Annotated in this window: 21 protein-coding genes and 1 pseudogene; 9 read left to right on the top strand and 13 right to left on the bottom strand. The window is 70.4% G+C overall.

Annotation, left to right across the window (positions count from 1 at the left end; all coding sequences use genetic code 11):
- The first annotated feature begins 28 nt into the window (after positions 1-28).
- A complete protein-coding gene (locus AB0I18_RS14660) occupies positions 29-460 on the top strand; it encodes a nuclear transport factor 2 family protein (protein WP_363105810.1) in 432 nt (143 codons plus the stop codon).
- Between the two features lie 74 nt (positions 461-534).
- On the opposite strand, the gene AB0I18_RS14655 is transcribed toward AB0I18_RS14660, so the two are convergent.
- Positions 535-1,470: an AraC family transcriptional regulator gene (locus AB0I18_RS14655; protein ID WP_363105809.1), complete on the bottom strand. Its 936-nt coding sequence runs from the start codon at positions 1,468-1,470 to the stop codon at positions 535-537.
- Between the two features lie 339 nt (positions 1,471-1,809).
- Between AB0I18_RS14655 and AB0I18_RS14650 the strand changes: the two genes are divergently transcribed.
- Positions 1,810-2,571, top strand: a complete 762-nt coding sequence (locus tag AB0I18_RS14650) for an SDR family oxidoreductase (protein ID WP_363105808.1) — start codon at positions 1,810-1,812, stop codon at positions 2,569-2,571.
- A 41-nt stretch (positions 2,572-2,612) separates the two neighbouring features.
- On the top strand, positions 2,613-3,305 hold the full coding sequence (locus tag AB0I18_RS14645) for a TetR/AcrR family transcriptional regulator (RefSeq protein ID WP_363105807.1): 693 nt from the start codon (positions 2,613-2,615) through the stop codon (positions 3,303-3,305).
- Positions 3,306-3,443: 138 nt separating this feature from the next.
- Here the strand turns inward: AB0I18_RS14645 and AB0I18_RS14640 are convergent, their stop codons facing one another.
- From AB0I18_RS14640 to AB0I18_RS14595, 10 genes are all read right to left on the bottom strand, one after another.
- Entirely contained in the window at positions 3,444-3,746 is a 303-nt protein-coding gene (locus tag AB0I18_RS14640; RefSeq protein ID WP_363105806.1) for a helix-turn-helix domain-containing protein, read from the bottom strand.
- 129 nt (positions 3,747-3,875) lie between these two features.
- Positions 3,876-4,844: a bifunctional lytic transglycosylase/C40 family peptidase gene (locus tag AB0I18_RS14635; RefSeq protein ID WP_363105805.1), complete on the bottom strand. Its 969-nt coding sequence runs from the start codon at positions 4,842-4,844 to the stop codon at positions 3,876-3,878.
- A gap of 6 nt (positions 4,845-4,850) precedes the next feature.
- The gene (locus tag AB0I18_RS14630; RefSeq protein ID WP_363105804.1) at positions 4,851-5,897 is read right to left on the bottom strand and encodes a replication-relaxation family protein; all 1,047 of its coding nucleotides are present in this window, start codon (positions 5,895-5,897) and stop codon (positions 4,851-4,853) included.
- A 95-nt stretch (positions 5,898-5,992) separates the two neighbouring features.
- Positions 5,993-8,491 (bottom strand): TraM recognition domain-containing protein, encoded by a 2,499-nt coding sequence (locus tag AB0I18_RS14625; protein ID WP_363105803.1) that lies wholly within the window; start codon positions 8,489-8,491, stop codon positions 5,993-5,995.
- Positions 8,492-8,528: 37 nt separating this feature from the next.
- Positions 8,529-9,380 (bottom strand): hypothetical protein, encoded by an 852-nt coding sequence (locus AB0I18_RS14620; protein WP_363105802.1) that lies wholly within the window; start codon positions 9,378-9,380, stop codon positions 8,529-8,531.
- 93 nt (positions 9,381-9,473) lie between these two features.
- Positions 9,474-11,378, bottom strand: coding sequence for a DUF87 domain-containing protein (locus AB0I18_RS14615; RefSeq protein ID WP_363105801.1), 1,905 nt, complete (start codon positions 11,376-11,378; stop codon positions 9,474-9,476).
- Complete coding sequence (locus AB0I18_RS14610) at positions 11,375-12,481, bottom strand: PrgI family protein (protein WP_363105800.1); 1,107 nt, start codon at positions 12,479-12,481, stop codon at positions 11,375-11,377. Before AB0I18_RS14610 ends, AB0I18_RS14615 begins: the two co-directional genes overlap by 4 nt.
- Positions 12,478-14,463 carry a hypothetical protein gene (locus AB0I18_RS14605; protein WP_363105799.1) on the bottom strand — a complete coding sequence of 662 codons (1,986 nt, stop codon included), beginning with the start codon at positions 14,461-14,463 and terminating at the stop codon, positions 12,478-12,480. The genes AB0I18_RS14610 and AB0I18_RS14605 overlap by 4 nt, the downstream gene beginning before the upstream one ends.
- On the bottom strand, positions 14,463-14,888 hold the full coding sequence (locus AB0I18_RS14600) for a pilin (RefSeq protein WP_363105798.1): 426 nt from the start codon (positions 14,886-14,888) through the stop codon (positions 14,463-14,465). Before AB0I18_RS14600 ends, AB0I18_RS14605 begins: the two co-directional genes overlap by 1 nt.
- A complete protein-coding gene (locus tag AB0I18_RS14595; protein WP_363105797.1) occupies positions 14,879-15,868 on the bottom strand; it encodes a hypothetical protein in 990 nt (329 codons plus the stop codon). The genes AB0I18_RS14600 and AB0I18_RS14595 overlap by 10 nt, the downstream gene beginning before the upstream one ends.
- A gap of 570 nt (positions 15,869-16,438) precedes the next feature.
- Between AB0I18_RS14595 and AB0I18_RS14590 the strand changes: the two genes are divergently transcribed.
- The 6 genes and pseudogenes from AB0I18_RS14590 (at position 16,439) to AB0I18_RS14565 (ending at position 20,589) form a co-directional block, all read left to right on the top strand.
- A complete protein-coding gene (locus AB0I18_RS14590; protein WP_363105796.1) occupies positions 16,439-17,365 on the top strand; it encodes a hypothetical protein in 927 nt (308 codons plus the stop codon).
- Positions 17,362-18,276: a DNA methyltransferase gene (locus tag AB0I18_RS14585; RefSeq protein WP_363105795.1), complete on the top strand. Its 915-nt coding sequence runs from the start codon at positions 17,362-17,364 to the stop codon at positions 18,274-18,276. The genes AB0I18_RS14590 and AB0I18_RS14585 overlap by 4 nt, the downstream gene beginning before the upstream one ends.
- Positions 18,273-18,410: pseudogene (locus AB0I18_RS14580) on the top strand (site-specific DNA-methyltransferase); the annotation flags it as partial. The gene AB0I18_RS14585 and the pseudogene AB0I18_RS14580, both read left to right, overlap by 4 nt.
- Before the next feature lie 169 nt (positions 18,411-18,579).
- On the top strand, positions 18,580-18,945 hold the full coding sequence (locus tag AB0I18_RS14575) for a hypothetical protein (protein ID WP_363105898.1): 366 nt from the start codon (positions 18,580-18,582) through the stop codon (positions 18,943-18,945).
- A complete protein-coding gene (locus AB0I18_RS14570; protein WP_363105794.1) occupies positions 18,942-19,154 on the top strand; it encodes a helix-turn-helix domain-containing protein in 213 nt (70 codons plus the stop codon). The genes AB0I18_RS14575 and AB0I18_RS14570 overlap by 4 nt, the downstream gene beginning before the upstream one ends.
- Before the next feature lie 34 nt (positions 19,155-19,188).
- Complete coding sequence (locus AB0I18_RS14565) at positions 19,189-20,589, top strand: tyrosine-type recombinase/integrase (RefSeq protein ID WP_363105793.1); 1,401 nt, start codon at positions 19,189-19,191, stop codon at positions 20,587-20,589.
- Between the two features lie 101 nt (positions 20,590-20,690).
- Here AB0I18_RS14565 and AB0I18_RS14560 read toward each other — a convergent pair whose 3' ends face one another.
- Entirely contained in the window at positions 20,691-22,028 is a 1,338-nt protein-coding gene (locus tag AB0I18_RS14560) for an AbfB domain-containing protein (protein WP_363105894.1), read from the bottom strand.
- 169 nt (positions 22,029-22,197) lie between these two features.
- Positions 22,198-23,388, bottom strand: coding sequence for a right-handed parallel beta-helix repeat-containing protein (locus tag AB0I18_RS14555; protein ID WP_363105893.1), 1,191 nt, complete (start codon positions 23,386-23,388; stop codon positions 22,198-22,200).
- Positions 23,389-23,606: the final 218 nt, after the last annotated feature.

The following is a 23,606-nucleotide window of genomic DNA, read 5'->3' as shown; positions in this document are numbered from 1 at the left end:
GGGTGCACAAAGAAATAGGGAGGATGCCGTGGGCGTCAACAAGGAAGAAGTCAGCAAGACCCTCATCGAGCTGGAGAAGTCGTACAACGAACGCTTCAGCGCCGGCGACCCGGGCGGCTACCTGGACGGTTTCGCGGACGAGGTGAGCTACTTCGACCCGATCCTCGAGAACATCGTCGTCGGCAAGGAGAAGACCGTCGCGTGGCTGTCGTCCATCTACTCCAACCCGCACATCGTGCGCAGCGAGTACCTCAACCCGAGGGTCCACGTCGGCGACAGCGGCGACTTCGCCGTCCTGGCCTACAACCTGAAGACCTACGTGCTCGACGAGGACGGCAAGGAGAAGCAGCGGCGCGCCTGGAACGCCACGCACGGCTACCGGCTCGTCGACGGCCAGTGGCTCATCGTGCACTCCAACTGGGCGTTCTCCCAGACCGTGACCGAAAGGATCGCCTCCTGACCGCGGCGCAGCCTGTGGTCCCCAGCCTGACCGGGTTCCTCCGGCATGGGCAAGGCGCCTGTGCCGGGTTTGCGTCACGCGCCGGTCCTCGCCTCGCGGGTGGCGAAGGCGGCCGGGGTGAGGCCGGTGCGGTCGCGGAAGAAGCGGCCGAAGTTCGCGGGGTCGGTGAAGCCGAGGTGGACGGCCACCGTCCGGGCATCCCACCGGGCACCTCCCAGCAGGCGCCGGGCTTCCAGGAGGCGGCGTTCGTCGATGAGTTCACGTACCCCCTTGCCGGTGGCGGCCCGGGCGGCGCGGCTCAGAGTGCGGACCGAGCAGCCGAGCAGCTCGGCGTAGTCCGCGGCTTGGTGCAGCTCCCGGAAGTGCAGTTCCAGGGCGTCCAGGAAGCGTCCGTACCGGTCGGAGCGGCCCGTGTCGGCCGTGGCCGTGCCGGTGGGGGTGATGCCCGGGACGTTGGTCAGGCGCAGCAGCAGCGATTCGAGCAGGCTGCGGCGCAGGGCGTGGTGGATGTCGAGGGGGCGGCGCCCCAGTGCGCGGTGTTCGTCCAGGAGCTGGAGCGCCGTCTGCTGGAGCCAGGCGGCGTCATCGGCTTGCGGACTGAGCACGGCCGGGGCGTCGTGCGCGGTGAGCGGGGCCAGCAGACGGGCGATGTCGGGCCGCAGTACATCCGGTTCGAACAGGACGAACGGGCCGCGGGCGGAGCCGGGCGGATGAAAGCACAGCGTGTGTCCGGGACGCACCCACAGCCACTGGCCGGGGGCGACGGTCCGCGTGACATGGTCGACGTCGTGCCGCAGCTCGCCCTCGGTGACGGCGATGAGGTAGTGGAAGGTGGCGCGGACCGGACGGGGCGGGTTCCACGGCCAGTCGTCGTGCTGGGCGAAGAAGTCCTCGATGGTGTTCACCTCCAGGCCGTACGGAGTGCCGACCGGGGGCTGGAAACCGTACAGCGGAACCGCGGCCGGTTCAGCCTTCCTGCTCGGCCCAGGGTGTCGCTCGTCGACCATCATGTGTCCGCAGCCTACTGCCCTCTTCGGCGGCTTCGGCGGAAGAATGGGACGTGGCGACGCGAGCACGGTGCCCGATGTGCCGCGAGCTTTCCCGTGAACGGTTGAGCCCTCGCTCGTCAGCGCCCACGGCGGGGCTCGCCCGTCATGACAGGCCCGCCTGCACCCCGGGAGACCGATGCAACCGGCCTTCGAGCCGGTGTCGTCCACCTTCTCCAGCGTGACCGAAGTACTCCAGGCCACCTATGGTAAGTCGACCGACTTGCCATAGGTCGACGCGGGAGCTACCTTCAAGTGGTGAGTCTATCGACTTACCTTACGACTCGGCAAGGAACAATCAACATGAATCGTCTTGCGGGCAAGCGCGCCCTCGTCACCGGCGGCACGAGTGGGATCGGTCTGGAGACCGCGCAGCGTTTTGTCGCGGAGGGCGCCGATGTGCTGGTTACGGGGGTCACCCCGGCCAGCATCGAGAAGGCGCGGCAGATCCTCGGGGACAAGGTGCCGGTGGTGCAGGCCGATGCGCGCGATCTCGATGCGCAGCGCGGCCTGGCGGAGCGGGTGCGTGAGCACTTCGGCCAGCTGGACGTGGCGTTCCTGAACGCCGGCGTCTCGGACTGGCGGCCGTTCGAGGACCACACGGAGGACAGTTTCGACCGGCTCTTCGACATCAACGTCAAGAGCGTCTTCTTTCTCACCCAGGCCCTGGTGCCCGTGATGGCCGACTCGTCCTCGGTCATCCTCAACGCGTCCAACAGCGCGCACGGCGGCTACGGTCAGTCGAACGCCTACGCCGCGACGAAGGCGGCTGTCGGCTCCCTGATGCGGTCCTGGAACGCGGACCTGCTCAGGTCGCACGGCATCCGGTTCAACGCGATCAGCCCCGGCCCGGTGAACACCCCGCTGTACTCCGCATCCAAGCTCGGGATCGAGGATCCTGCGCAGCAGACGGCGGTTCTGGAGGCGATCAGCTCCGGCATCCCGCTGGAACGCATGGGTATGCCCGGGGAGATCGCGGAAGCCGTCGTGTACCTGGCCTCCGACGGCTCCGCCTTCACCGTGGGCCAGGACCTTATCCTGGACGGAGGCCAGACCGTCCTCTGACAGCGAGGATACGGCTGGGAGACGGGGCGAAGGGCGTGGGCATGTCGGTGGCGGACCGTGACCGAACGGAAACCAGTGGCGACACGTCCCAGGCCGGGTATCACGCACAGATCAAAGCAGAGAACCGCGCGCGCATCATCCGCGCCGCCCGCGACCTCTTCCTCGCCCGGGGATACGACAAGACCTCCCTGGCCCAGATCGCCAAGGAGGCCCGCGTCTCCACCGGCACCCTCTTCAAGCGGTACCCCACCAAGGCCGCGCTGTTCGCAGCCGTCACCTCCGAACAGTGGCAACTGGACGTGCAGTACGCCGCACCGCCCCCGCCCGGCGATCCCCGGTACGGCCTGGACCACATCGGCCGCGACTACGCCTGCCTGATCGGGCGGCCCGGCACGGCGGCGCTGTGCCGCCTCATCATCACCGAACTTCCCCAGATGCCGGAACTCGCCGACATCGTCGGCACCGGCTTCGCCATCGACCGCGGACCCTTCTTCGACCGGCTTCGCGACTACCTGGATACCGAAGCACAGGCCGGCACACTCGACTTCCGTTCGGCCGACGGACAGACACAGCCGACCTCCGCAGTGGCCGAACAGTTCCTCGGCATGATCTGCGGCCAGCTCCTGTGGCCCCAACTCGTACGCACCGACTTCGTCCCGCCCGACCCCACCGACACCACGATCGTGGACGAAGCCGTCGCCCTCATGCTCACCCGCTATCGCACCGGATCCTGAACCCCGCACCACCAGTTCACGCTCCCAGGACCCCGATATGTCACCCCTACCGGGATAGGCACAGGTATGGGTGACTCGACCGACAACGAAAACGGGCGAGCGCAGCCGTCCTCCCGGTAGGCAACGGCAGCCCACGGCTCACTTCCTGTTTCTCAGAGTGCGGCCTGAACACGCAGGTCGCAGGACCGATTGTGAGAAGTGCTCCAATGCCGAGCCCGGGCCCCGACGACGCGGCTGCTGCCAGCGGATGCCGTAGCGGTGGCGTGCGGTTTCGATCTCGTCGTGGTGGTCGGTAACCCATCGGGCGAGGGCCAAGACCGTTTCGCGCAGGCTTTCCCCGAGCGAGGCCAATGCGCATTCGACGCGCGGCAGGACTTCGGCATAGGCGGTGCGGGAGATGATGCCCTCGCGTTCGAGGTGGCGCAGGGTCAGAGTGAGCATGCGCTGGGAGACGCCCGGGACCCGCTGGTGCAGCGTGCGCGAAGGGCAGGGGGCCCTGGCTAAGGAGGCCGATGACCAGGACCGACCACCTGTCGCCGATCCGGTCCAGGGTCTCGCGACCCACAATAATTAACGCTTCCACGGCCGGGACGCTGCGAGGTAGTCGTCGCCGCGGTGCCGATACGGCTCCAGGCGCACCACCTCGCCGGGCCTCGGTGCGTCGATCATGTAGCCGTTTCCGACGTACAGGCCCACATGGTGCACATTCGACGGGCTTCCGTAGAACACGAGGTCGCCCGGCAGCAGCGGTTCCCCAGCCGGCACACGAGGGCCGGCATCGTATTGGTCCTGAGCGACCCGCGGCAGCGTGATCCCCGCCGCGGCGTATGCCGCCTTCGTCAACCCAGAGCAATCAAAACCACCCCTGACCTGGGTAGCCCCCGAAGGAAGTTCAGTCAACGAGGGGCCGTTGCCGCCCCATTGATAGGGGAGTCCGAGCTGGCCTTGGGCGTAGTTGATCGCCTGCAGAGCGGTGGCGGTGGGGGCGGTGTCGGCACCGAGGTCTGCACCGCCGGCATAGGCCTGGGCCTGGGTGAGGACTTTCGAGACGTACCAGTCGGCGGGGTTGTAGGCGTACACGGCGGCGCGCAAGTCGCGGCCGTTGCGGGCGCCGGAGTCGCAGAGGTATGCGGCTGCGGCGTATATGGCGTCGTGCGGATCGTAGGGCGAGGGGGGAGTGGCACCCCCCTTCGGCAGCCGGTGCCTGGCGACGACGCTCTGGAAGGTGGGCAACAGGAACTGCATAGGGCCCCGAGCCCCCGCATAGTTGGCGCCGCTGTGGACGCCGGGGAGCGTAGATCGTCCGTGGTCCGATTCGGTCTTGCCGACGGCGGCGAGGACGGACCAGTCCAGGCCTGGGCAGGTGGTGGCGGCGTCCATGTACAGGGCGAGGTAGTCGGACGGGATGTCGGTGAGTGCGGTCCTGCTGGGCTTGGTGGAACTGCTGTCGAAGGCGGACAGCAGGTTGCCGGCCCCGGCGCCGCCGAGGACGGCGATCAGTATCAGCAGTCCCAGGGCCGCGGCGGCGATCTTTCCCATGCTCGCTCACCGCTGGGGGCGTCGGTCCGACGGGGCGGGCGGCAGAGGGGACGGCGGCAGGAGGCCGTCGGTCATATCGCCGCTGGCCTGTGCGGGGTCACTTGAAGAACTGCCCAGCGGCGCCAGATGCGGCCAGGCGCGGGCGAGTTCGGCGAGGTGTAGGCGCCGGGTGGAGGGCTGCCGGACGTCCAGCGGCTGCCATCGGGCCGCCGTGGGGGCGTTGTCCTGGCCGTCGAGGAAGTCCGCGCTGGAGGTGGCCACGGGCACCAGCGAGGGGTCGTCGAGGTCGGTCAGGGCGGCTGCCAGGGCGCGGCGGATGCGGGCTTCACGGCGGGCAGTTGGCACCCAGACCAGGACGGGCGTGGTGATGCCGGTGGTGGCGGCCAGCTTGGCGTAGCCGGTGAGTTTGCGGCCGAGGCGGTCCGGGCGCTCGGTGCCGAAGTCGAACTCCAGGAACCACTCCAGCGCCGCGGGCACAGGGCTGTGCTCGTGCCAGAGGCCGTAGGCGTCGGGGCGGACGATGTCGCCGAAGTGCCTGGCGCAACGGCTCTCGGACCACCAGGCGGTGAGCTGGCCGGTGGTGTCCGGGCGGCGGGAGCGGGCGACGAGGGCGCTGAAGAAGCCGTTGGTGCCGACGGTGTGGGCCAGGTGCAGGGAGTAGGCGATGCCGGTCGCCCGGTCGTGCCGGTAGTCCAGGTCGCGCAGGTCGAGGCCGTCCTCGCGGGCGAGCAGGGAGGCTCCGGCGAGGTCGAGGACGTAGTGCATGGGGGCGGTGCCGTAGGTGACGAAGGGCTGGAACCGGTCGATCAGCCGCCACCGGTACAGCCGCAGCAGCCGCAGGTTGGCGGCCCGTACCGACGGCCAGGCCATCTCGACGATCTGGTGGGTGGTCAGCACCCGGTGTTCGTAGAGCATGCGGGCCAGCCACCGGTCCCGCTCGGTCAGACGGGTGGCGAGGTGGGCGACGTAGCCGCTGGTGATGGCGGTGCGCTGGCTGGGGCGCTGGGGCTGGTGCCCGCGCAGGGAGCGCTGGGGTGTGGGATTGGTGATCAAGGCGGTGCACCTCCGGAGCGAGAAGGGATCGGATCGGGGAGCGGCGGCCCGGCTGGCCGCCGCACGCGGTGGGCGGCGGGCGGGAGCCTGGGCGCTCAGCTGGGGCGGCGCGGGTCCGCTGTCTGCTCACCGGCCACCTGACGGGTGGAGGCCGGCTGGGGGCGGGCGTTGCGGCGGGCGGCGGCGCGGATTTGCTTGGCGCGGCCCGGTACCGGCGGCGGGAGCGGTTCGGTGACGGCGGTGAAGGCGGGCGCTTCGGCACCGTGCAGCACCGGGCGGACGACGGCGTGGAAGGCGTCGAGGTTCGACAGATCGTGTGCGGTCACCCGGGGCTCGGTGTGGCGGGCCAGGTGGCGGGCGTCCTCGGGCGAGGCGTTGAAGAAGATCTTGGTGCGGGCGTTGGTGCTGATGCCCTCCTCCAGTTCCTTGGGGAGCTGGCGCAGGTACTGGTGGGCGAGCGTCATCGACAGCCGGTAGCCGCGGGCCTCGGCGAGCATGTCCTCCAGCGCGTAGGGGAGGTTGAGGAAGTTGTGCGCCTCGTCCAGGTACAGCCCGGCGTCCGGGCGCTGGCCCTGGGCGATGTGGGCCCGGCGGGTGGTGGCCTGCCAGGTGCGGGCGACCACGATGGAGCCCATCAGGTGGGCGGTCTCGGTGCCCAGGGCGTCCTTGGCGATGCGGACCAGGCAGATCCCGCCGTCGAGGACGGCGTCCATGTCGACGGTGGAGGTCCCGCCGGCGAGGGCGGCACGGACGAAGGGGCGCAGCAGGAAGCCGCGGAGCTTGTTCATCAACGGCGCGGTGACCTGGGCGCGGGCCGGGCCGGACAGCGCGTCGTACCAGGACCAGAAGCCCCGCAGGATGTCGTCGTCGATCTGGTCGACGGCTCGCTGCCGAAACGAGGGGACCGCCAGCAGTTTGGGCAGGTCGGTCAGGACGGGGATGCCGCCCTGGGCGCGCAGGGTGAGCAGCCCGGCCCGCAGGATGTCGTCGGTGCGCGGTCCCCAGGACGAGGCGTAGACGCGGGAGAAGATCGACACCAGGTTGTCGACCGTGCGGGCCACATCGTCGCCTTCGAGGGGGTTGAGGATGGGCGGGCGGGCCTTGCTGTCGGCATCGAAAAGGATCACCTTGTGCCCGAGCTCTTCCGGCAGCCTCATCAGCACGTCGGTGATCAGGTCGCCCTTGGGGTCGATGGCCACCAGGCCGCGTCCGGCTGCGGCGTCGGCGAGGATCATTCGCGCCATGAGCTCGGACTTACCCGAGCCGGTCGCGCCGAGGATGTGCAGGTGCTGGCGGGCGTCCGGCACCCGCAATCCGACGGGGCGGGGACGGCCGGTGTCGGTCAGTCCGATGGGCCTCACGGCCGGGCCGGTGGTGGCGATGCCGGGCGGAGGCGGCACGGCGCGGGCGCCGGCGCGTTGCAGGCCGGGAATGGCTTCGTCCCACGGCAGGTGCGCCACCGCCGCCAGTTCCGGGATCGACAGCAAGTCCCCTGAACCCAGACGGCGTTCGGCAACGTACAGCCGAAGTCGGCGGAGCTTGGCGCGGCGGTAGTAGTTGTGCTCGGTGAAGGTGGCGAACGCGCTGGCAATGGCGTGGCCCCGGCCGCGCAGCCGCTCGCGGATCGCGGCCCGATGCTCGGAACTCGCCTCGCCGGGCATGCTCGCGGTGATCGCGTAGCGGATGCGGGTCTCATACGGGGCGCCGCGCTGTTTGGCGACGATCACTTTGTCTTCGGCGGACGCCTCCAACGCCGTCTGGTGATCCAGTACTGGGGCGGCGTGGCGGGAACGGGGAGGGCGGTAGCCCGGGGTGAGCGCGTCGAGCAGGCGGCTGAGGGGGCGCACGGGGTGTCCGGCGCGCGCCCGCCGCGCCGCCCGGCGGGCCTTGGCGATCCGCCGCCCGGTGACGGGCCGGGCCAAGACCTGGACCACCGCCTGTTCGCCGGCGCCGAGGCCGACCGGCGCGCCGAGCAGGGCGCGGATCGGGTCGGCGGGGAAGGCGGTGCGGATCGGCAGGGCCTCGGGCCGGGCCAGGCGGAGCTCGCCCCCGGCAACCTCGGTGTGCGGCCCGGCGAGGCGGGCGGGCGGCGGTGCGGGGGCGGCGCGGGTGTGGGCGCCGGGCCAGGCGGCCTCGATCGCGCGCTCGACCATGCCGGGCGGAACGACGCCGGGCACCCACAGGCGGAGGCGGATGGTTTCGCGGTCGAAGGCGTACTCCCACGCCAGGTGGGGCTGGCCGGTCAGGCGGCGGCGCCAGGCGGGCCGCAGCAGCCCGAGCAGGTTCGCCCACAGTGCTTCGGCTCCGGCCGGGTCGGCGGTGGGCGGCGGCAGCACGCTGACGATCCGGGCGTCGGCGTTCAGCATGCGGCGGCAGCGGCGGCGCCACCACCAGCGCGCCCAGCCGAGCCCGGCGGCAGCGAGCACCAGTGCGGGGCCCGCGACGGGCCCCCAGACGATGCCCCACTGCGCCACGTGGGACAGCGCGGCGCGCAGGGTGCCGCCGGGATCGCGCAGATAGGTGACCAGCGGGGAGTCGGGGCTGGCCGGGGCGGCGAGGAGGATCGAGGACGGCGAGAGATAGCCGAGGAGCATGGCAGGGGTCTCCAGAAGCGAGATCGCGAAGAGGTCGTCAGGCGGCGCGGCCGTGCCGCTGCGTGGCGGGCACCTGGCCGGATCCGGCCGATGCCGATGGCCCGGGCGGGGTGGCGCCGTGTACGAGCCGCAGGCCGCCGGGCGGGCGGCGCTGGGCATGGCGTTCGGCGTCCACTTCGCCTTGCCAGGAGCGGAACGTGCGGCCGGCCAGCCGCTTGAGGAAATGCGGGATGCGGTTGGCGGGAATGCCCACCAGGCGCGGGCCGAGGACGGCCAGCAGGTCGCTGGCCTCCTGCGAGTGCCATCCGGCGGCGGCGATGGCTACTTCGTCGGGGAAGACATCTGCCACGCGGTCACGCTCGATGTCCAGCAGCGCGTCCTGGGTTCCGCCGAAGCTGTAGACCCACAGGAAGTTGTCCGGTGCGTCGGGCTCCACCAGAGCCCGGAACCGGGCGACTTCCTTGGTGTAGGCGTAGAAATTCGTCTCCGGCCGGGCGCGGACAATCCGCAGCCACGCCAGCAGGTAGGCGTGAGAGAAAAAGTCGCCGCTGTCGTGGATCCTCACCCACGTCCCGCGGAACTTCCGCCTCCCGAGCTCGGCGAGCATCGCCTGCTCCCAGCCGGGCAGATCGTCGAGGACGAAGCGAAGGTTGGCCTGGTGCTTGGCTTTCACCGTGGGCCAGGTGTACGTGCCAAACCGGGCGTAGCAGACGTGGCGGCAAATCCCGGCCGACGGACAGGTGTTGTAGGTATTCCCGTCCGGGAAGCGGCCGGCCCAGGCGGGCAGCGTCCAGTTCCAGACGCCGATCGCGCGCAGTTCACGGTTCTGGGTCAGCAGCCGCGGAGGCCGCCGGGGAACGAGAGCGGGCACCGATGCGTGAGACGACATGGATGGCCTCCCAGACGAAAATCAGGAGAGCTACGACGGCCCCCCTCTGCGCAGGACCGGCGCACAGATCGCAGAAGGGGTGATGAGGATCGTTCAGCTGACGTCGAGATCGACCTCGCTGCCGGAAACGGCGTCATAGGCGTCATCCGGAGGATCGGCCGCGTCGAGATCGAGGAACGGGCCCTCGGTAGGCACAGCGGTGCCGCTGTCCGCGTAGGCGGCCAGCTCGGCCGGGTTCGTGGTCACCAGGTAGTGCTCGGTGGGCGAGGCCACGGACGCGAACGCGACGCGCTGTGTTCCGGCGGACAGCAGGCCTTGGCCGCGGTCGGCGGTCAGCAGGAACTGCCGCTCGCCCTCGGACAGATCGAACGTCCGGGTGATCTCGTCGATGGCCTGCGGGGCCTGGCGCAGCAGGATCTGGGTCGCGGCGTTGGCCACGACCGCCTTGCCCAGGTCGGAGCCGAGCACGTCCGCGGTGTCCTGGGTGGCAACCGTCAGCCCGGCCCAGTGCTTGCGAGACGCCTTGGCCATCCGGAACAGGAACTGTGCCCCGGCCGGGGCCTGCATCAGCAGCCACGCCTCGTCCACGGTCACCAGCCGCGGTCGGCGCAGCGCCGGATTGGACACCCGGCGCCAGATGGTGTCCAGCGTCAGCAGGGTCCCGATGCTCTTGAGTTCGTCCGGCAGGTCGCGCAGAGAGAACACCACCAGATGGCCGTCAGGCCGGGTGGTGGTGGGCCCGGCAAACAGCCCGGAGAACGCGCCCTTGGTGAAGGGGTGCAGCCGGGCCGCCAAATCCGTCGCGGTCTGGTTCTTCGAGGCGTGCAGGGTGGCGGCGAGGTCGGCCAGCAGCGGGGCGGCCCGCGTCCAGGTACGCGTGTCCGCGGTGATGCCGGCCTGCTGGTACGTCGCGGCGATGGCCTGGTCCAGCACCGCCCTCTCCGCCGGTGCGAGCTGCCCGCCGAGCAGCACGGCCAGCACGGTGTGCAGGAACAGGGCGCGCCGGACCAGGGCGTCCTTGGGCGCGGTGCGCCGTCCGTCGGGCCGGGTGTGGAGGGGCAGGTCGAAGGGGTTGAGGCGGACGTCCTCGGCGCCGAGGTGGACGTAGGTGCCGCCGACCGCGCGGGCCAAGCGGGCGTATTCGTCCTCGGGGTCGATGACGTAGTTCTCGATGCCGCGGTAGAGCGAGCGCAGCAACTCCAGCTTGACCAGGTAGGACTTGCCGGCGCCGGAGCGGCCCAGGACGACGGAGTTGTGGTTGTCCAGGGCGAAGCGGTCCCAGTGGACGAGCCCTTGGCTGCCGACGTTGTAGCCGTAGAGCACGCCGGACGGGGCGGCGACCGAGGTGGGGTCCGGCGGGGGCAGGTCGGGGCTGGTGAACGGGAACGCGGCGGACAGCGCGGCGGTGTCGAAGGTGCGGCGCATCGTCACCAGGTCGAGGCCCATCGGCAGGCAGGTGACCCAGCCCTGGAGGCTGCGGTAGGTGGTGGGCTTGGCATCCAGCAGCAGACTGGCGGCCAACGCCCGTACCGCCGCGACCTCGTTGGCCAACTCCTCGCGGCTGGTGGCGTGGACGGTCAGATACAGGCCGAGCCGGTAGAGCTTGCCCTCGCCGCGGGCGACCCGGGACGACAGGTCGTAGGCGTCCTCGGTGGCCGCCTCCACCTGCGGGTCGATGAGCCGGCCATGCTCCTCGGTGTGGCGGCGGCCCGATTCCAGCTTGGCCAGCTGGCGCTTGAGCCGGGTGGCGGCGGTGACCGGGTCGATCGGCTCGATGTGCAAACTGACGTCGACCCGGCCGGGGTAGGTCAGCAGCGGCTGCAGCCACCCGGGATGCACCTCGCGCGGGTAGCCGGTGACCGCGAAGGAGGCCACCCACTCCGCACCGACCTCCAAGTGCCGGGGCGCGACGGCCAGGGAGTCCGGGGCGAACGCCCCGGCGTCGGGGGCGGGTGGCGCGGATGCCGGGTGTCCTGTCTGCCGGCGGGAGCGGTTCACAGCGTGTCCCTCCCTTCCCGCTCGGTCCAGGACGACGACGGGTCATGAGGCCCGTCCTCCTCGGTCGCGGCGGTGGTGATGACGTCGTCGGCGCCGGCGAGCGCGGAGGTGGGCGGCAGAAAGCTGTCGGGGTTACAGGCGGCGGCCAGCACGGCGGTGGCCTGCCCGGCGTCCAGCGGGGTGACGACGACACCGAGGGGACCCAGGAGCTCGACGGCCTCGCCGATCCGGCGGATCAGACGGGCCTCCGCGGCGCGCCGGACAGCGTGATCTTCGACTCCGCCGCCGGACGGGGCTTTCCTGCGGTGGGCGAAAGCAGCCAGGGGCGAGCCGCCGCTCAGCGCATCGGCGGGAACGCCCGGACCGAGCGGCTCACGCAGAACGAGCAGGACCTGGCGGCACAACAGGTCGCTGCTCTCGCCGAGTTGCGCGAGGTAGTCGGCGTGCTCGCGGGCGGCGGCTTCCAGCGCCGGGTGCGGCAGCGACGGGGCGCGCTGGCGCAACTCGCCGATCTGCGCCGACAGATCCAGCCGCTCGGTACGGATAAGGACCTGGACGGGTGCGGTGAGCGAGTGCAGGTACCGGCCGAACGCGGCCACCAGGGAGTCCTGTTCGGCCGGGGTGCGCAGGGCAAAGTTGACAGTGCTGCACACCGCCACCACCGCGACCCCGTCACTGCCGAGGTCGATCACGCCGGTCTCGCTCACACCTTCGGCGGGCAACTGCAGCGCGGCGGGAGCCACGCCGCCGGTCGGCTCCTCGGGTTCGGTGACCTGCCGGGCGAGCCAGGCCGGTGCCGGGCGGATGCCTTCGGGGGCGGCGACCTGGTGGCGGGGCGTCATGTGCTGGCGCAGGGCGGCCAGCATCAGCCGGTCCAGCGGCATCCCGTCCCGTTTGCCCAGGGCCAGGAAGACAGCGGTGGCCCCGATGGGCACGGCGGGGATCAGGAACACCGGCAGGGGCACGAACGCGCGGGTCAGGGACCAGAGGCCGTACAGCACGATGCCGGTGACGGCCAGGATCATCAGCTGGCGGGCGGTCAGGCTGGCCAGGACGGTGTCCTCGCGGTCGACGTCGGCGGGAATGCGCACAGGCTGGGTCACGACGGATCACCTCCTTGGCGGCTGCCGCCGGTACGGCGCGAGGGTGGCGGGGTGCGCCTCGCGGGCGGCGTGCTGGTGGGCGGTGGGGAGCTGAAGACGGCCGGGGGCGGGGCGTTGGTGCGCGGCTGCCGCACGGGAGTGACCCGGGGCTCGGGCACTGGCGGCCGGAAGGCGGCGGGTGCGGGCGGCCGGGTGGTCTGCCAGGACGGAGTGCGGGGCTGTGAAGTGGGCTGCTGGAAGCGCGGCCGGGCCGATCCCGGCGGCCTGCCGGTCGCCCTGGCCGGCGTGGTGGACCCGGCGCCGCCGGGCGCCTGGAACACCGGCAAGCCGGGCGGGCGCGTCGGCCGGGCCGACGGCATGGCCGTCCGGGCAGGGGACGCGCCAGGGGGCGGGCCCCCGGGAGCCCGGAATTGCGGCATCGGCGGAGGTCCGCCAGCAGGGCCGGTCGGCTGGCTTGCTCCGGGGATCGTGGGAATCGGCTGGAGGAACAGCGGTGGCCCCGGCGAGCGCCGCGGGCCGCCCGTCGGCCCGCCCGGCCTGCTCGGTCCCGCAGGCGAGGGATTCCCGCTGCCGCTCCGGCGGCCCGCGCCGCGCGGAGACGGCCCAGGGCCGGACGGCCGGGGAGAGCGGGATGTTCCGCCCGGCCCTGCGGAAGGAGGTGTGCGGCGCGCCCCGCCGCGCGAAGCGGCGCCCGCCCCGCCCCCGCCGCGCAGCAGTCCGAGCGTCTTGTACATCACGTAGGCGCGGGCCACACTGCCGACGAACGACCGGCCATTACCGAAGCGAATCGACCCCAGGATCCAGAACGGGATCTTGAAGACGACGTACATCAGCGCCAGCGTGACCAGCACGTTGACCAGCCCGTTGTCGGTGAGCCCGAACAGCCCGGAAGGGCCGAACCCACCGGGAGTCAAGAACACCCGCACCCCGGTGATCAGGGCGAGCGACTGGGCGACCTGGATGGCCAGCACGCCGCCGAAGGCCTTCCACCACCAGCGGGCGACGCCGTCGGTCTGCGGCAGGGCGTGACAGATCAACGCCAGGGGCGCGGCAACGATCAAAATGATCGTCAGAGCCACGCGGACGACGAACGTCAGCAGCAGGGCCACCAGAACCCCGATGACCACGAGCCACATCAGGACGAGGAAGATGCTGCCGCTGTCGGAGCTGAACGAGCTCAGCACGAAGTCGCGCAGCGCGGGCCCGGCGGCATCGGCGTCGACGCCGCCGCCCATGGCGGCGCGGGAGAGAGCGTTGGCCAGGTCGACGGCCTTGCCCGCGAAGAACAGCGACAGCGCGGCGGCGAGGAACCCCAGGGGAATCCGGGGCGCAATTTCCTTGATCGAGTAGCGGGTCTGCACCGTCTCGTGACTCATCACCACGATCCCGGCGATGGCAACCAGCAGGGCGTAGCAGGCAACAGCGATCTGCCAGGAGTTCGTCCACAGTTCGCCCACGCGCGGCATGGACTCCGGACTCGGCGTGGTCAGCAGCGTGCCGCTGAGCAGGTCCAGCAGCGGATTGAGGGCGAACTTGATCACCGACTTGAAGAAGCCCGTGATCGCGCTGCCGATGCCCTTGGCGATCCACCCGGATATCCCGCCGGTGCCGTCGCCGCCGGGAACCTCGGCCGGAGGCATGGTTCCGGCGGTGGGCGCCGGGGAGGCTGATGTGCTGGGCTGCGGGATGCAGTCCGACGCCGAGCACGAGGACGCGCTCGCCGAGGGGGTCGGTGTGGGCTCGGTGGAGGCGGTCGGGGCCGGCGCCGGGCCAGGGCTCGGACTCGGGTCGGCGTAGGCGGAGAACACCGACGCCAGCACCGCCAGGACGAGGGTGGCGAGGACCAGGGCGCGGCGCCGGCGGCGCCACCGGCGACGGCGGCTCGGTTGCGCCGGGCGCCCGGCCCCGGTCCGGCCGGAGACAGTCGGACCGGGGAGCCGGTGTGTCAGGGCGGTGGTGGCGTGGGCCGGGGCGGTGGTCATCAGGCCCCCACGATCCCTTTGAGGATCTCGACCACCAGCGGGGCCAGTGCAGCCAGCCCGTAGCCCCAGCCGGCGCTCTTGAAGGCGGTCTTGGCCTTCTCCACCTCCCCGGGATCACCCCCGGCCATGACGTAGCGCACGCCGCCGATCGACAGGAACACCGTGGCGAGACTCGCCAGGATGCCCATGATCCAGTTGCGGATGTTGTCCAGCACCGCGTTGACCGACTCTGCGAGGGCCAGGACGTGAGCCGGCTCGGTGGCCTGCGCCGAGGTGACGACGACGGCGAGCACCAGCACGGTCAAACCGATCAGCAGCAGCACCCGGCACAGCCATCCGCTGCGAGGCTCCTGCCCGGGGCGACGGTGGGCTGCGGCGTCCGCAGGGGTGCGGGCGCGGCGGCAGGGCAGAGGGATCAGGCGCATCGAGGGACCTCCGGAGACACGCGGGACGCGAGGGCGGGTGTGGATCCCCCGCATCCGAGAAGGCCGGAATCAGCGCCGGATTTGGACACCACCGCCGCGGATTTCTCACCGGGCTGTGCCGGGCCGCCCTGCCCCGCTGTGGTGACGCAGGGTGATCGCCCGGTCGGGCGGGACGGCGGGGTCTGCGGGGCCAGATCGTCGGCGAGGCAGGAGGCGACCGGGTCGTCCGGGTCGGCGGCCGCGGTCTGCTCGCGCAGGAAGGCGACCAGGCGACGCTCGGCACGCTGGCGGGCCTTGTAGGCCGCCTCATGGGACATCTGGTGGTGGTCGGCCCAGTCGGTGATGGACGTCTCGTCCAGTCGGGTGGCACCGATCAGGTCGGCCTCGGTCCGGGTCAGGACCGCCTGCCGGACCGCCCGCGCCAGCACCAAGTCGGGGTGACCCCACGGCGGCTTCGGCGGCCCCGACCGGAACGCGCTGGCCACCGGCATGGGGGCGTCCAGCGCTTCGGACAGCGCGGTGAACCCGGCGCGGTAGGCCGCCCAGCGCAGTCGGACCAGCACCCGCGGTCGGTCCACATCGATCGTTGCGAGGGCGCCGAGGAACCCGGAGAGCACCTCGCCATGCAGGTCGACCACATCGTCGGGGAACCGGGCCGCCAGCCAGCTGGATACCCCGGCCAGCGCCGGCAGCGCCATCCCCGCGCACGCCAGCGTCCACGTCGCCCCCTGCTCCCGGGACTGGCGCACCAGATGCGCCCAGACCTCGTCGCGGGTACGCCGCGGGCAGCGGCGGCGCAGCATCCGGTCCCGCAACTCATCTAGCGGGATACGCCGGTTGGGCAGACCCGGGTAGCCCCGGCCATCCAGGGACAACGGCTGCGGGCCGGTCACCAGCAGCGTGAAGCATTCCCGTGCGGTGTCCAGCGGCGACGGCTGCCCGGTGGCGCGGGCGCGGTGGGCGGTATGCCTGTCAGCCATGTCAGGCAACTCCTTCACGAGGCGGAAGAAACGACGCCTCAAGGAATCCAGACACCCGACAAGAAAACGACAAGAAAAGAACAAGGAGGTCCCCCTCCGGGAATCTCCTTGATGCTAAAGATTACTTAAAAGTGGTTCTGGTCTGGGAGGATTCAGTGACGGTAGGAACCGGCTGACGGCTTGGCTCTTAGTAGGCCTCTAGTGGAGACTCGATGGCCGGTGACCTGCAACTTTAGTGCTGTCTTAGTAGGTCTTTAGGTGTCTCGGCGGACGCGTCACGCCGACGGAGTGGCGTCTTGTCGCAGCTGCTTGGCGGTCGGCAAAACGCCGTAACCGACAGGATGAGAAACGGTCGTCGGCCAGACCAGCCCCCGCCTCCCGGGGCATGACGGCGTCCTTTCGGAAAGCCACACGACCTGCTTTAGGTGTGCGTCCAACGGTGGGGAAACGGCGCCGCCCAGCATGGGGCGGCGACGAATCTTGCCGTGCGGTGTCCAAAACAGCCCCGCATCCCGGCCTTCTGTGGTGACAGCGCACCACCCGGTCACCACAGCACCCAGGAGAATGGGCATGACACCGCCCCGCCCGCAGTCCCCGCACCGCGCCCCCACCCCGCCAGACCAGCACCGGCCGTGGCCCATGCCGGCGTGCCGCAGTGCACGCATCCACCGGCTCAGGCGTCCCCGGCGCCCGGGCTCCGTCTGGCCGGTCGCCCAGCACCCCAGCCACCCCGACGCCCGCGTGATCGAACCATGGCTGACGGAGGCCATCATCCAGGTCGTTGCCACCTACACCCGGCCCAGCCACCGCGTGCTGCTCCTCGCCCCGCCCACCGCCCCCGGCACCCCCACCCCCGACCGGGCCACACCGGGCACCGGGACCGAAGACGGACTGCTGCCCGCATTGATTGAGGCGGCCGGGACCGCAAGCCGACTCGGCCGCACCCTCGAAGCCGCCGCCACCGACCCCGACTTCGACACCCGCACCGCCGAGGACGCCGCGTCCCCGGCGTGGCAGTCGGTACACCGACTGCCAGCCGAATCGGTCCCTCCCGCACCGACCGGCCACCGACCAATCCGGCGACGCCGAGGACCGACCGCAGTCGGCCCGGACCGCTACCACGCGGTCATCGCTCTCGTCGATCCACACCACCCGCAATGGGTCCACGACGTCTCGTGGGGCAGGCTGCTGACTCCCTCAGGAGTTCTCGCCGTCATTACCCACAGTGACCGTCGGCGGGGCAGGCTGATCGACCCGGGCGGCCTCGTAACACGTGCCGTCGGCAGCGCCGGACTGGCGCCGCTCGACCACATAGCGCTCCTTCAACTCCCCGTCCGCGATGGCGCCCTCGCCCCCGAGCCGGACCTGTCGGCCGTCCTTCCCTCGGACGCCGCTCCCGGCGTTACGACCCCGCGGCACATACGGGTGCACGCCGACCTCCTGCTGTTCGCCCGCCCCCCGCACGCTTCCGACCCCATAGGAGAGGAGCGCCGATGACCGCCCGCTTCCCGCAGCCCCTCGCACGGCCCCGCCCGCTCCTCTCGGTCTGGCCCACCGGACAGCTCGACACCCACGCCCAACTCGCCGAAGGCCGCTACGTTCCTGAGACCGGCCAGGACTCCGGCCGGATGCCCCCGGCCGTCGCCGCCCACGCCATCACCACCTACACCCACCCCGGCGACACCGTCCTGGACCCGGACTGCGGCGCGGGCACCGTGCTGACCGAAGCCCTGCGCTCCGGCCGGCACGCCATCGGACTGACCGGCCAGCCCCGTTGGTGGCCCGTCGCCCGCGCCAACATCACAGCCGCCAAGTACGACGGCGCCACCCCAGACGGCATGGTGCTCGACCACTCGCCCGCCTCCGCCGCTACCCGGCTGGCCGGACTGCCCGGGCACATCACCCTCATCCTGACCGCCCTGCGCCCCACCGCATCCGCCCACCAGCCCGGTCGGCCGGGCAACGGCGAAGCTGAATCGGACGTCCCGGCCACCCGCCTGCATCAGGCGCTGATCGAGTGCCGGCCCCTGCTGCGCCCCGGCGGCCACATCGTCGTCACCGTACGGCCGCACCGACAGCACAGCCGGCTGCTGGACCTGACCGGGTACGCCCACGACGCCGCGCGTAGCGCCGGACTGGTGCCCGTCGACCGGTGTGTGGCCCTGCTGGCCGAACTCCGCGGCGACCGCCTGCTCGTTCCGGCATCTATGGCGCAGCGCCGGTGCGCCGCCCGCCACGAGCGCGCCACCGGCCATCCGATCACGCTACCCGCCCACCATGACGTTCTGATCTTCCGAGCCCCGGACGAAGCGGCCGCAGCCGCCGTTCTTCGCCCCCCACACCCGCTGCAGCGGCCCTCCGTCGAAAGGCAGGCGGCTCACGACGCCATGCCACAGGAGGTGGCATGATCACCCCGTACTTCGCCGGTGACGCCGTCACCCTGTACACCGGCGACGCGGTCGAGGTCCTGCGCGAACTCCCCGACAACGCAGCGGACTGCGTGGTCACCTCACCCCCGTACTGGGGACTGCGCGACTATGGCACCGGCCAGTGGGTCGGCGGCAACCCCGCCTGCACGCACTCCACCGGGCGGGGTACCAGCACTGCCCCGCCCAGCCATCCCCGCACCTGCCGACGTTGCGGCGCCGTCCGCCAAGACCGCCAGTACGGACTGGAGGCCCCCCGAGGACTACGTCGACGCCCTGCGCGGCGTGTTCGCCGAGCTGCGCCGGGTGCTGACGGCCACCGGCACGGTGTGGCTCAACCTCGGCGACTCCTACAGCACTACGCCGCCCGGGCGCGCCAGCGACCCCATGCGCACCAGCACTGCGCGGGGCCGCCGCGCTCTGGGCAAACTGCGGGAGTCCGTCCAGCGCGCCGGGGCCGACCGCACCCAGGCCCTCCCGCGCAAGAACCTGAGTGGGATGCCGTGGCGGGTGGACTTCGCACCGCAGGCTGGCAGCTGGATCCTCCGACACGCGCTCGCATGCGTTGACGCAGCCTGCCCCGCTGACATTCACGCCATTCACCCCGTTCTCGTGGAGGCAAAGCGGCCGACTGCTGGAGGTTTCCGTTGACGAAATCCCCCCGCTCCTCTGAGCGCTGGCTGACAGCGCAGGAGACGGCCGACCGCCTCCGTGTGAAACGCAAAACGCTCTACAACTGGGCGAGCACCTGGGATGTGGAGCACCGGGGACCGGAACCGCACCGCATGGGCAGCAGGTCGCTGCGCTATCGGGAGACGGATGTCGACCGATGCATCGAATCGCAATCGCGCGCGGTCTGACACGCCACAGATGCAGATCTAGGAGGTACGCGCGTTGGCCAAGGAGGAAATTTACGACCGCTGGCACAAGTCCCGACCGAAGAAAGGCGAACCAGGATGCCCCGAGCACCCGGGTCTGGTCCCCAGTGCCGACCACGGCTGTGAGAAGCGATGGCAGGCACGCTGGCGGGACCACGACGGCCGTCAGCTGACCAAAACCTTCCCGAAGAACAAGAAGACCGCTGCCATCGCCTATCAACGCAGTCAGCGAGCGGCCGTTGAGGAAGGTCGCGACCCACTTCCGAATCGACGGCAGAGGAGGTCACTCCAAGTGCCGACGATCGCCGAGTATGTGGCGACCTTCCTCGAAGAGCACGACGTGCGCAGCAGCACGATCGAGGGGTATGGCTTCCGACTGCGCGGGTATGTAGTGCCGCGCCTTGGGACCCGCCCCATTACAGAGGTGCGGAGGTCTGAATACAAAAAATTCTTTGCAGCGCTGCGAGCCGACGGGATGATGAATAGTTATCGGCATCAAGTGAAGAAGGCGCTTTCCTCCATGCTGTCTGCGGCACTCGACGATCCCAATTTTGGTCACCTGATGCCAGGGAATCAGGTAATCGGCATCAAGCTTTCTTCGGAGCGTAGGCAGAAAGCCAGGCTGACTTGGGAGCATGTGGTCGCCCTGGCCGAATATATCGATCCTGCGTTTGAAATACTCATCTGGTATGGAGCTCTTCAGGGTTTGCGCAGCATGGAGGCCGCTGCGGTGCGCAAAACCGACATGAAGTGCCGCTTGGAGAAGATGGAGGTGTCGGAGCAGCGTCAGCGCGGTAAAGCGGTACCTCTGAAGACCGCGCACAGCTACTTAGTGATCCCCATGGGGTCGTTCCTCGTGGAGACGTACGCGGCACACATGGAGCGGCGGACGGCACCCCTGTCTGCTCGTGCACTGCGTCATCGCAGGACGAGCGGTTGGACTCCCCGTCCCGAGGAGTACGACCAACTCGTCACGGTGACTCGGCGTGGAACGCCGCTCGCACGGAACACGCTGTCCGAGGCATTCAACCGAGCGAAGGAACGGGCGCGCGCCAACGGAGTCATGGTTCCTGCCACGGCTACGTTCCGCGACCTGCGGGACTTCATGGACGCTGTCCTGATCGCTGCCGGGATTCCGCCCCGGAGTGTTCAGGCGCGGATGAGGCACGGCACGCTCGCCGAGACGCTGGAGACGTACGGCTTCGCCTTGGAAGTGGACTGGGAGAACGCACCAGCCTCTTTCGAGGAGTTGTACGGCATCCCGGCGCCTCCCGGTTTGCCTGAGGCGGCTTTGGCGCCGCGCTCACGGCGGAAGAGACATCACGCCGACCTCACGCGTGACCACCGACCTGGTGCACGAAGGAAACGTGCGCCAGGTCCATCCGTCACTGGCCGGAAGAGCAGGAGAAAGTCATGATCTCGGAACTCATCAGGCAAGCGGCCACCGCTCCGCAGTTGGCCGCCACAAGTGTGCAACCGATGTGCAACGGCTTTCGCCAAGCGAGGCTGCCGCGCAGGTCAGAGCGGGTTCACCGCCACGAACGAGCTGTCCTGGCGGAAGAGATCCGTGCCGTCCGACGGGTCCACGCGGAGTTGGTAGTTGTAGTGGCGCAGGTAGTAGCCGGGGTAGTTGTACGACTCCAGGCGCACCGAACCGCTCGCCGTACCCGTGCGGGCGACGAACGTGGCGTCCCTGGCGAACGTCGACGAGCCGTCGTTCGCGTCGAAGCGGGCCCGGAAGTCCCAGTGGCGTAGGTAGTTGCCGGCCGCGTTCCGGAAGGAGTAGCCGTTCCCGTCGGCCAGCCCCGCCACGATCGTGAACGTGGACGCCTGCCTCTCCGCGGCGCTGCTGGAGCCGGACACCACGGGGAGGTTGAGCAGGGCGGACTGGTCCTGCCAGTGGCGGGTGGTGAGGTTGGCCGAACGGAACGAGCGGGTGACGCCGGTCGGCAGGGTCACCCCGCCGGAGACCGTCTCCTTGATCACGGTGAAGTGGCGCGCGGTGCCGGAGATGCCCGGCAGCTTCTTGGGCGCGCTCCAGGTGGCGAAGGTGTCGTAGCTGTCGCTGTAGTAGTAGCTGCTGTCGCCGTATCCGTCGAAGAAGATCCGCCACGCGCCGTTGTCGAGCTGTATCAGTGCGGCGCCCTCGCGGGTGCTGCCCCAGCCCGCCCAGTTCCCGGTCCTGCGGATCGTGTACGGGCCGGCGAGGGCGGTGGCGGTGGCGTACTCGATGTACTTCGACGTCTCGTTCTTCGTGAAGGCGTGGTAGGTGGAGCCGATCTTCACGACGAACGTGTCGATGTGGTTGGCCCCGATGCCGGACAGGGCGACGGGTGAACTCCACGCGGTGAGCGCGGAGTTGGTGGCCCTGAGCAGATACGGCGTGAAGATCCACTGGTCGTTGGCGGTGGAGCAGGACACGAGGATGTTCACGCTGCCGTTGCTGTCGACGAAGAACTCCGGGGCCCACGCGCGCGACAGGTTCGCGATGGGGACGGTGTAGTCGTACAGGAACGTCCAGTTGAGACGGTCCGAGCTGCGGGCGAAACCGATGGTGGTGCTGGTGTCCTGCCAGGTGTGCGTGGTGTAGGTGATGTAGTAGTAGCCGTCGGTGTGCTTGATGATGCTGGCGTCGCGGATCCGGTTGGCGGGCGGCGTGTACGCGGACGCCCTGAGGAGCCGGAAGTCCGTGGCATCGTCGGACTGGTAGACGTTGACGGTGCCGTCGGTGCTGTTGAGGAACGGCACGATGGTGTAGCGGGTGGCGGAGCCGCGGGGCGGTGCCGCCGCCGCGGCCGTGTCGAGCAGGCCCGGCAGTCCGCCCAGGACGACCGCCGAGACGGGCAGGGCCGCCATCGCCCGCAGCAGGCTGCGGCGGGACGGGGTGAAGGCGGGGGAGACGCCGGTTTCGTCCGGCGCGGCGGTGGGTCTGTCTGCTCTGTTCACGTGCGGCTCTCCTTGTTCCTGAGTTGTGCCAGGTCCGGTGGGGCCCCGGGGTCGTCCGTCCCGGGGCCCCACCGGTGGTTCAGAAGCGGGCTCCGACAGCGGCGCCGTTCTTGGGGACGAGGAAGTCCCGGGCGGCCGGCAGGGAGCCATCGGACGTACGCGGCCCCGTGATGGCGGCCGTGCCCGTGCTCACGACCGACGACTCGTTCCAAGTGCCGCCCAGATCCCAGGAGTTGCCCTGGGAGCTGGTGGCGGAGCCGAGTGCGGCGGGGCTTGCGTCCGCGACGGAGAGGTTGGCGGTGAGGACGGCCTTGCCACCCGCGCCGTCGACGTCGAAGCCCGTGCCCGCGTTGCCGTAGGTGGAGTTGCGGCTCAGGGCGAGCGCCCCCGGGTTGCTGTTGTCGGTGACACCGTGTTTCGCGTTCTTGAAGGCGACCGAGTTGCGCAGCGTGTGGGCGACCGCCGGCGCCGGGCTTCCGCCGCCCATCTTGAAGCCGTTGCCGTCGCCCGCGAAGTCGGGGAAGTTCCACCGGTTGAAGCCGTTGCCGTACGCGATCGTGTTCTCGACGAGGACCGGCGAAGCGAACTTCCAGGCGTCGTAGCCGTCGTCGACGTTGTTCCACAGCCGCGCGCCCCGCACGACGTTGCCCGTCCCGCTGCCTTCCTTGATGGCGAGCCCGTCCGCGCTCTCGCCGTTCTTGCGCGGGTCGCGGTTGCCGTAACTGTCCAGGTTCAGGATCTGGTTGTTGCTGGAGGCACCCTGGAGCTGGAAGCCGGACTCGTAGTTGTCGTGCGTGGTCAGCCGGGAGAACACGTTGTTGTTGCAGCCGTCGCAGTAGACGCCGTACGGCCCGTTGACGATCTCCAGGCCGGAGACCTTCCAGTAGGAGGCCTCCTGGTGGATGGCGCCGCGCTCGGCGCGCGGGATGCTGCCGCCGACCGGGGTGTGGCTGGCGGGCAGCCGCTCTCCGTCGATCACGACCCGCTCGCCCTGGTAGGCGCCGAGGGAGATCGGCTGCGACGCCGTTCCCGAGGTGGTGATGGTGATGTTGTCGGTGAGGGCGTACGTACCGCCCCGCACCGCGATGACGTCACCCGGCTTCGCCTTGTCCACGGCCTTCTGGATGGTCCGCAGTGGCTGAGCGAGGGTGCCCGCGGCGGAGTCGTCTCCGTTCACGGCCACGACGATGGTCGTCGCGGCCGACGCCTGCGTCGGTACCGCCACCGCCACCGCCGCCAACACGGCACTGAGTGCTGTCCCGGTGAGCATGCCCGCGATGCGCACGAGGCCTCCTTGGTTGCCGATCCGAACGTTGTCGCGGGTCAGTGGTCGCCCACTCCGGGTTGGTTGCCGGGGTGCGGGGTTGCGGAGCGGCTGCTCGATATGTCGAACGCGGTTCGGTAAATCGGTCAGACCGTAGGATGCGGGCGCGAGCGCGTCAATAACTTCGACACGCTTCCGTCACTTCCTGCTCGACGTGCGGTGCG

The organism is Streptomyces sp. NPDC050704 (assembly GCF_040654355.1).
Taxonomy (GTDB): domain Bacteria; phylum Actinomycetota; class Actinomycetes; order Streptomycetales; family Streptomycetaceae; genus Streptomyces.
This window is presented reverse-complemented; position numbering and strand designations above follow the sequence as displayed.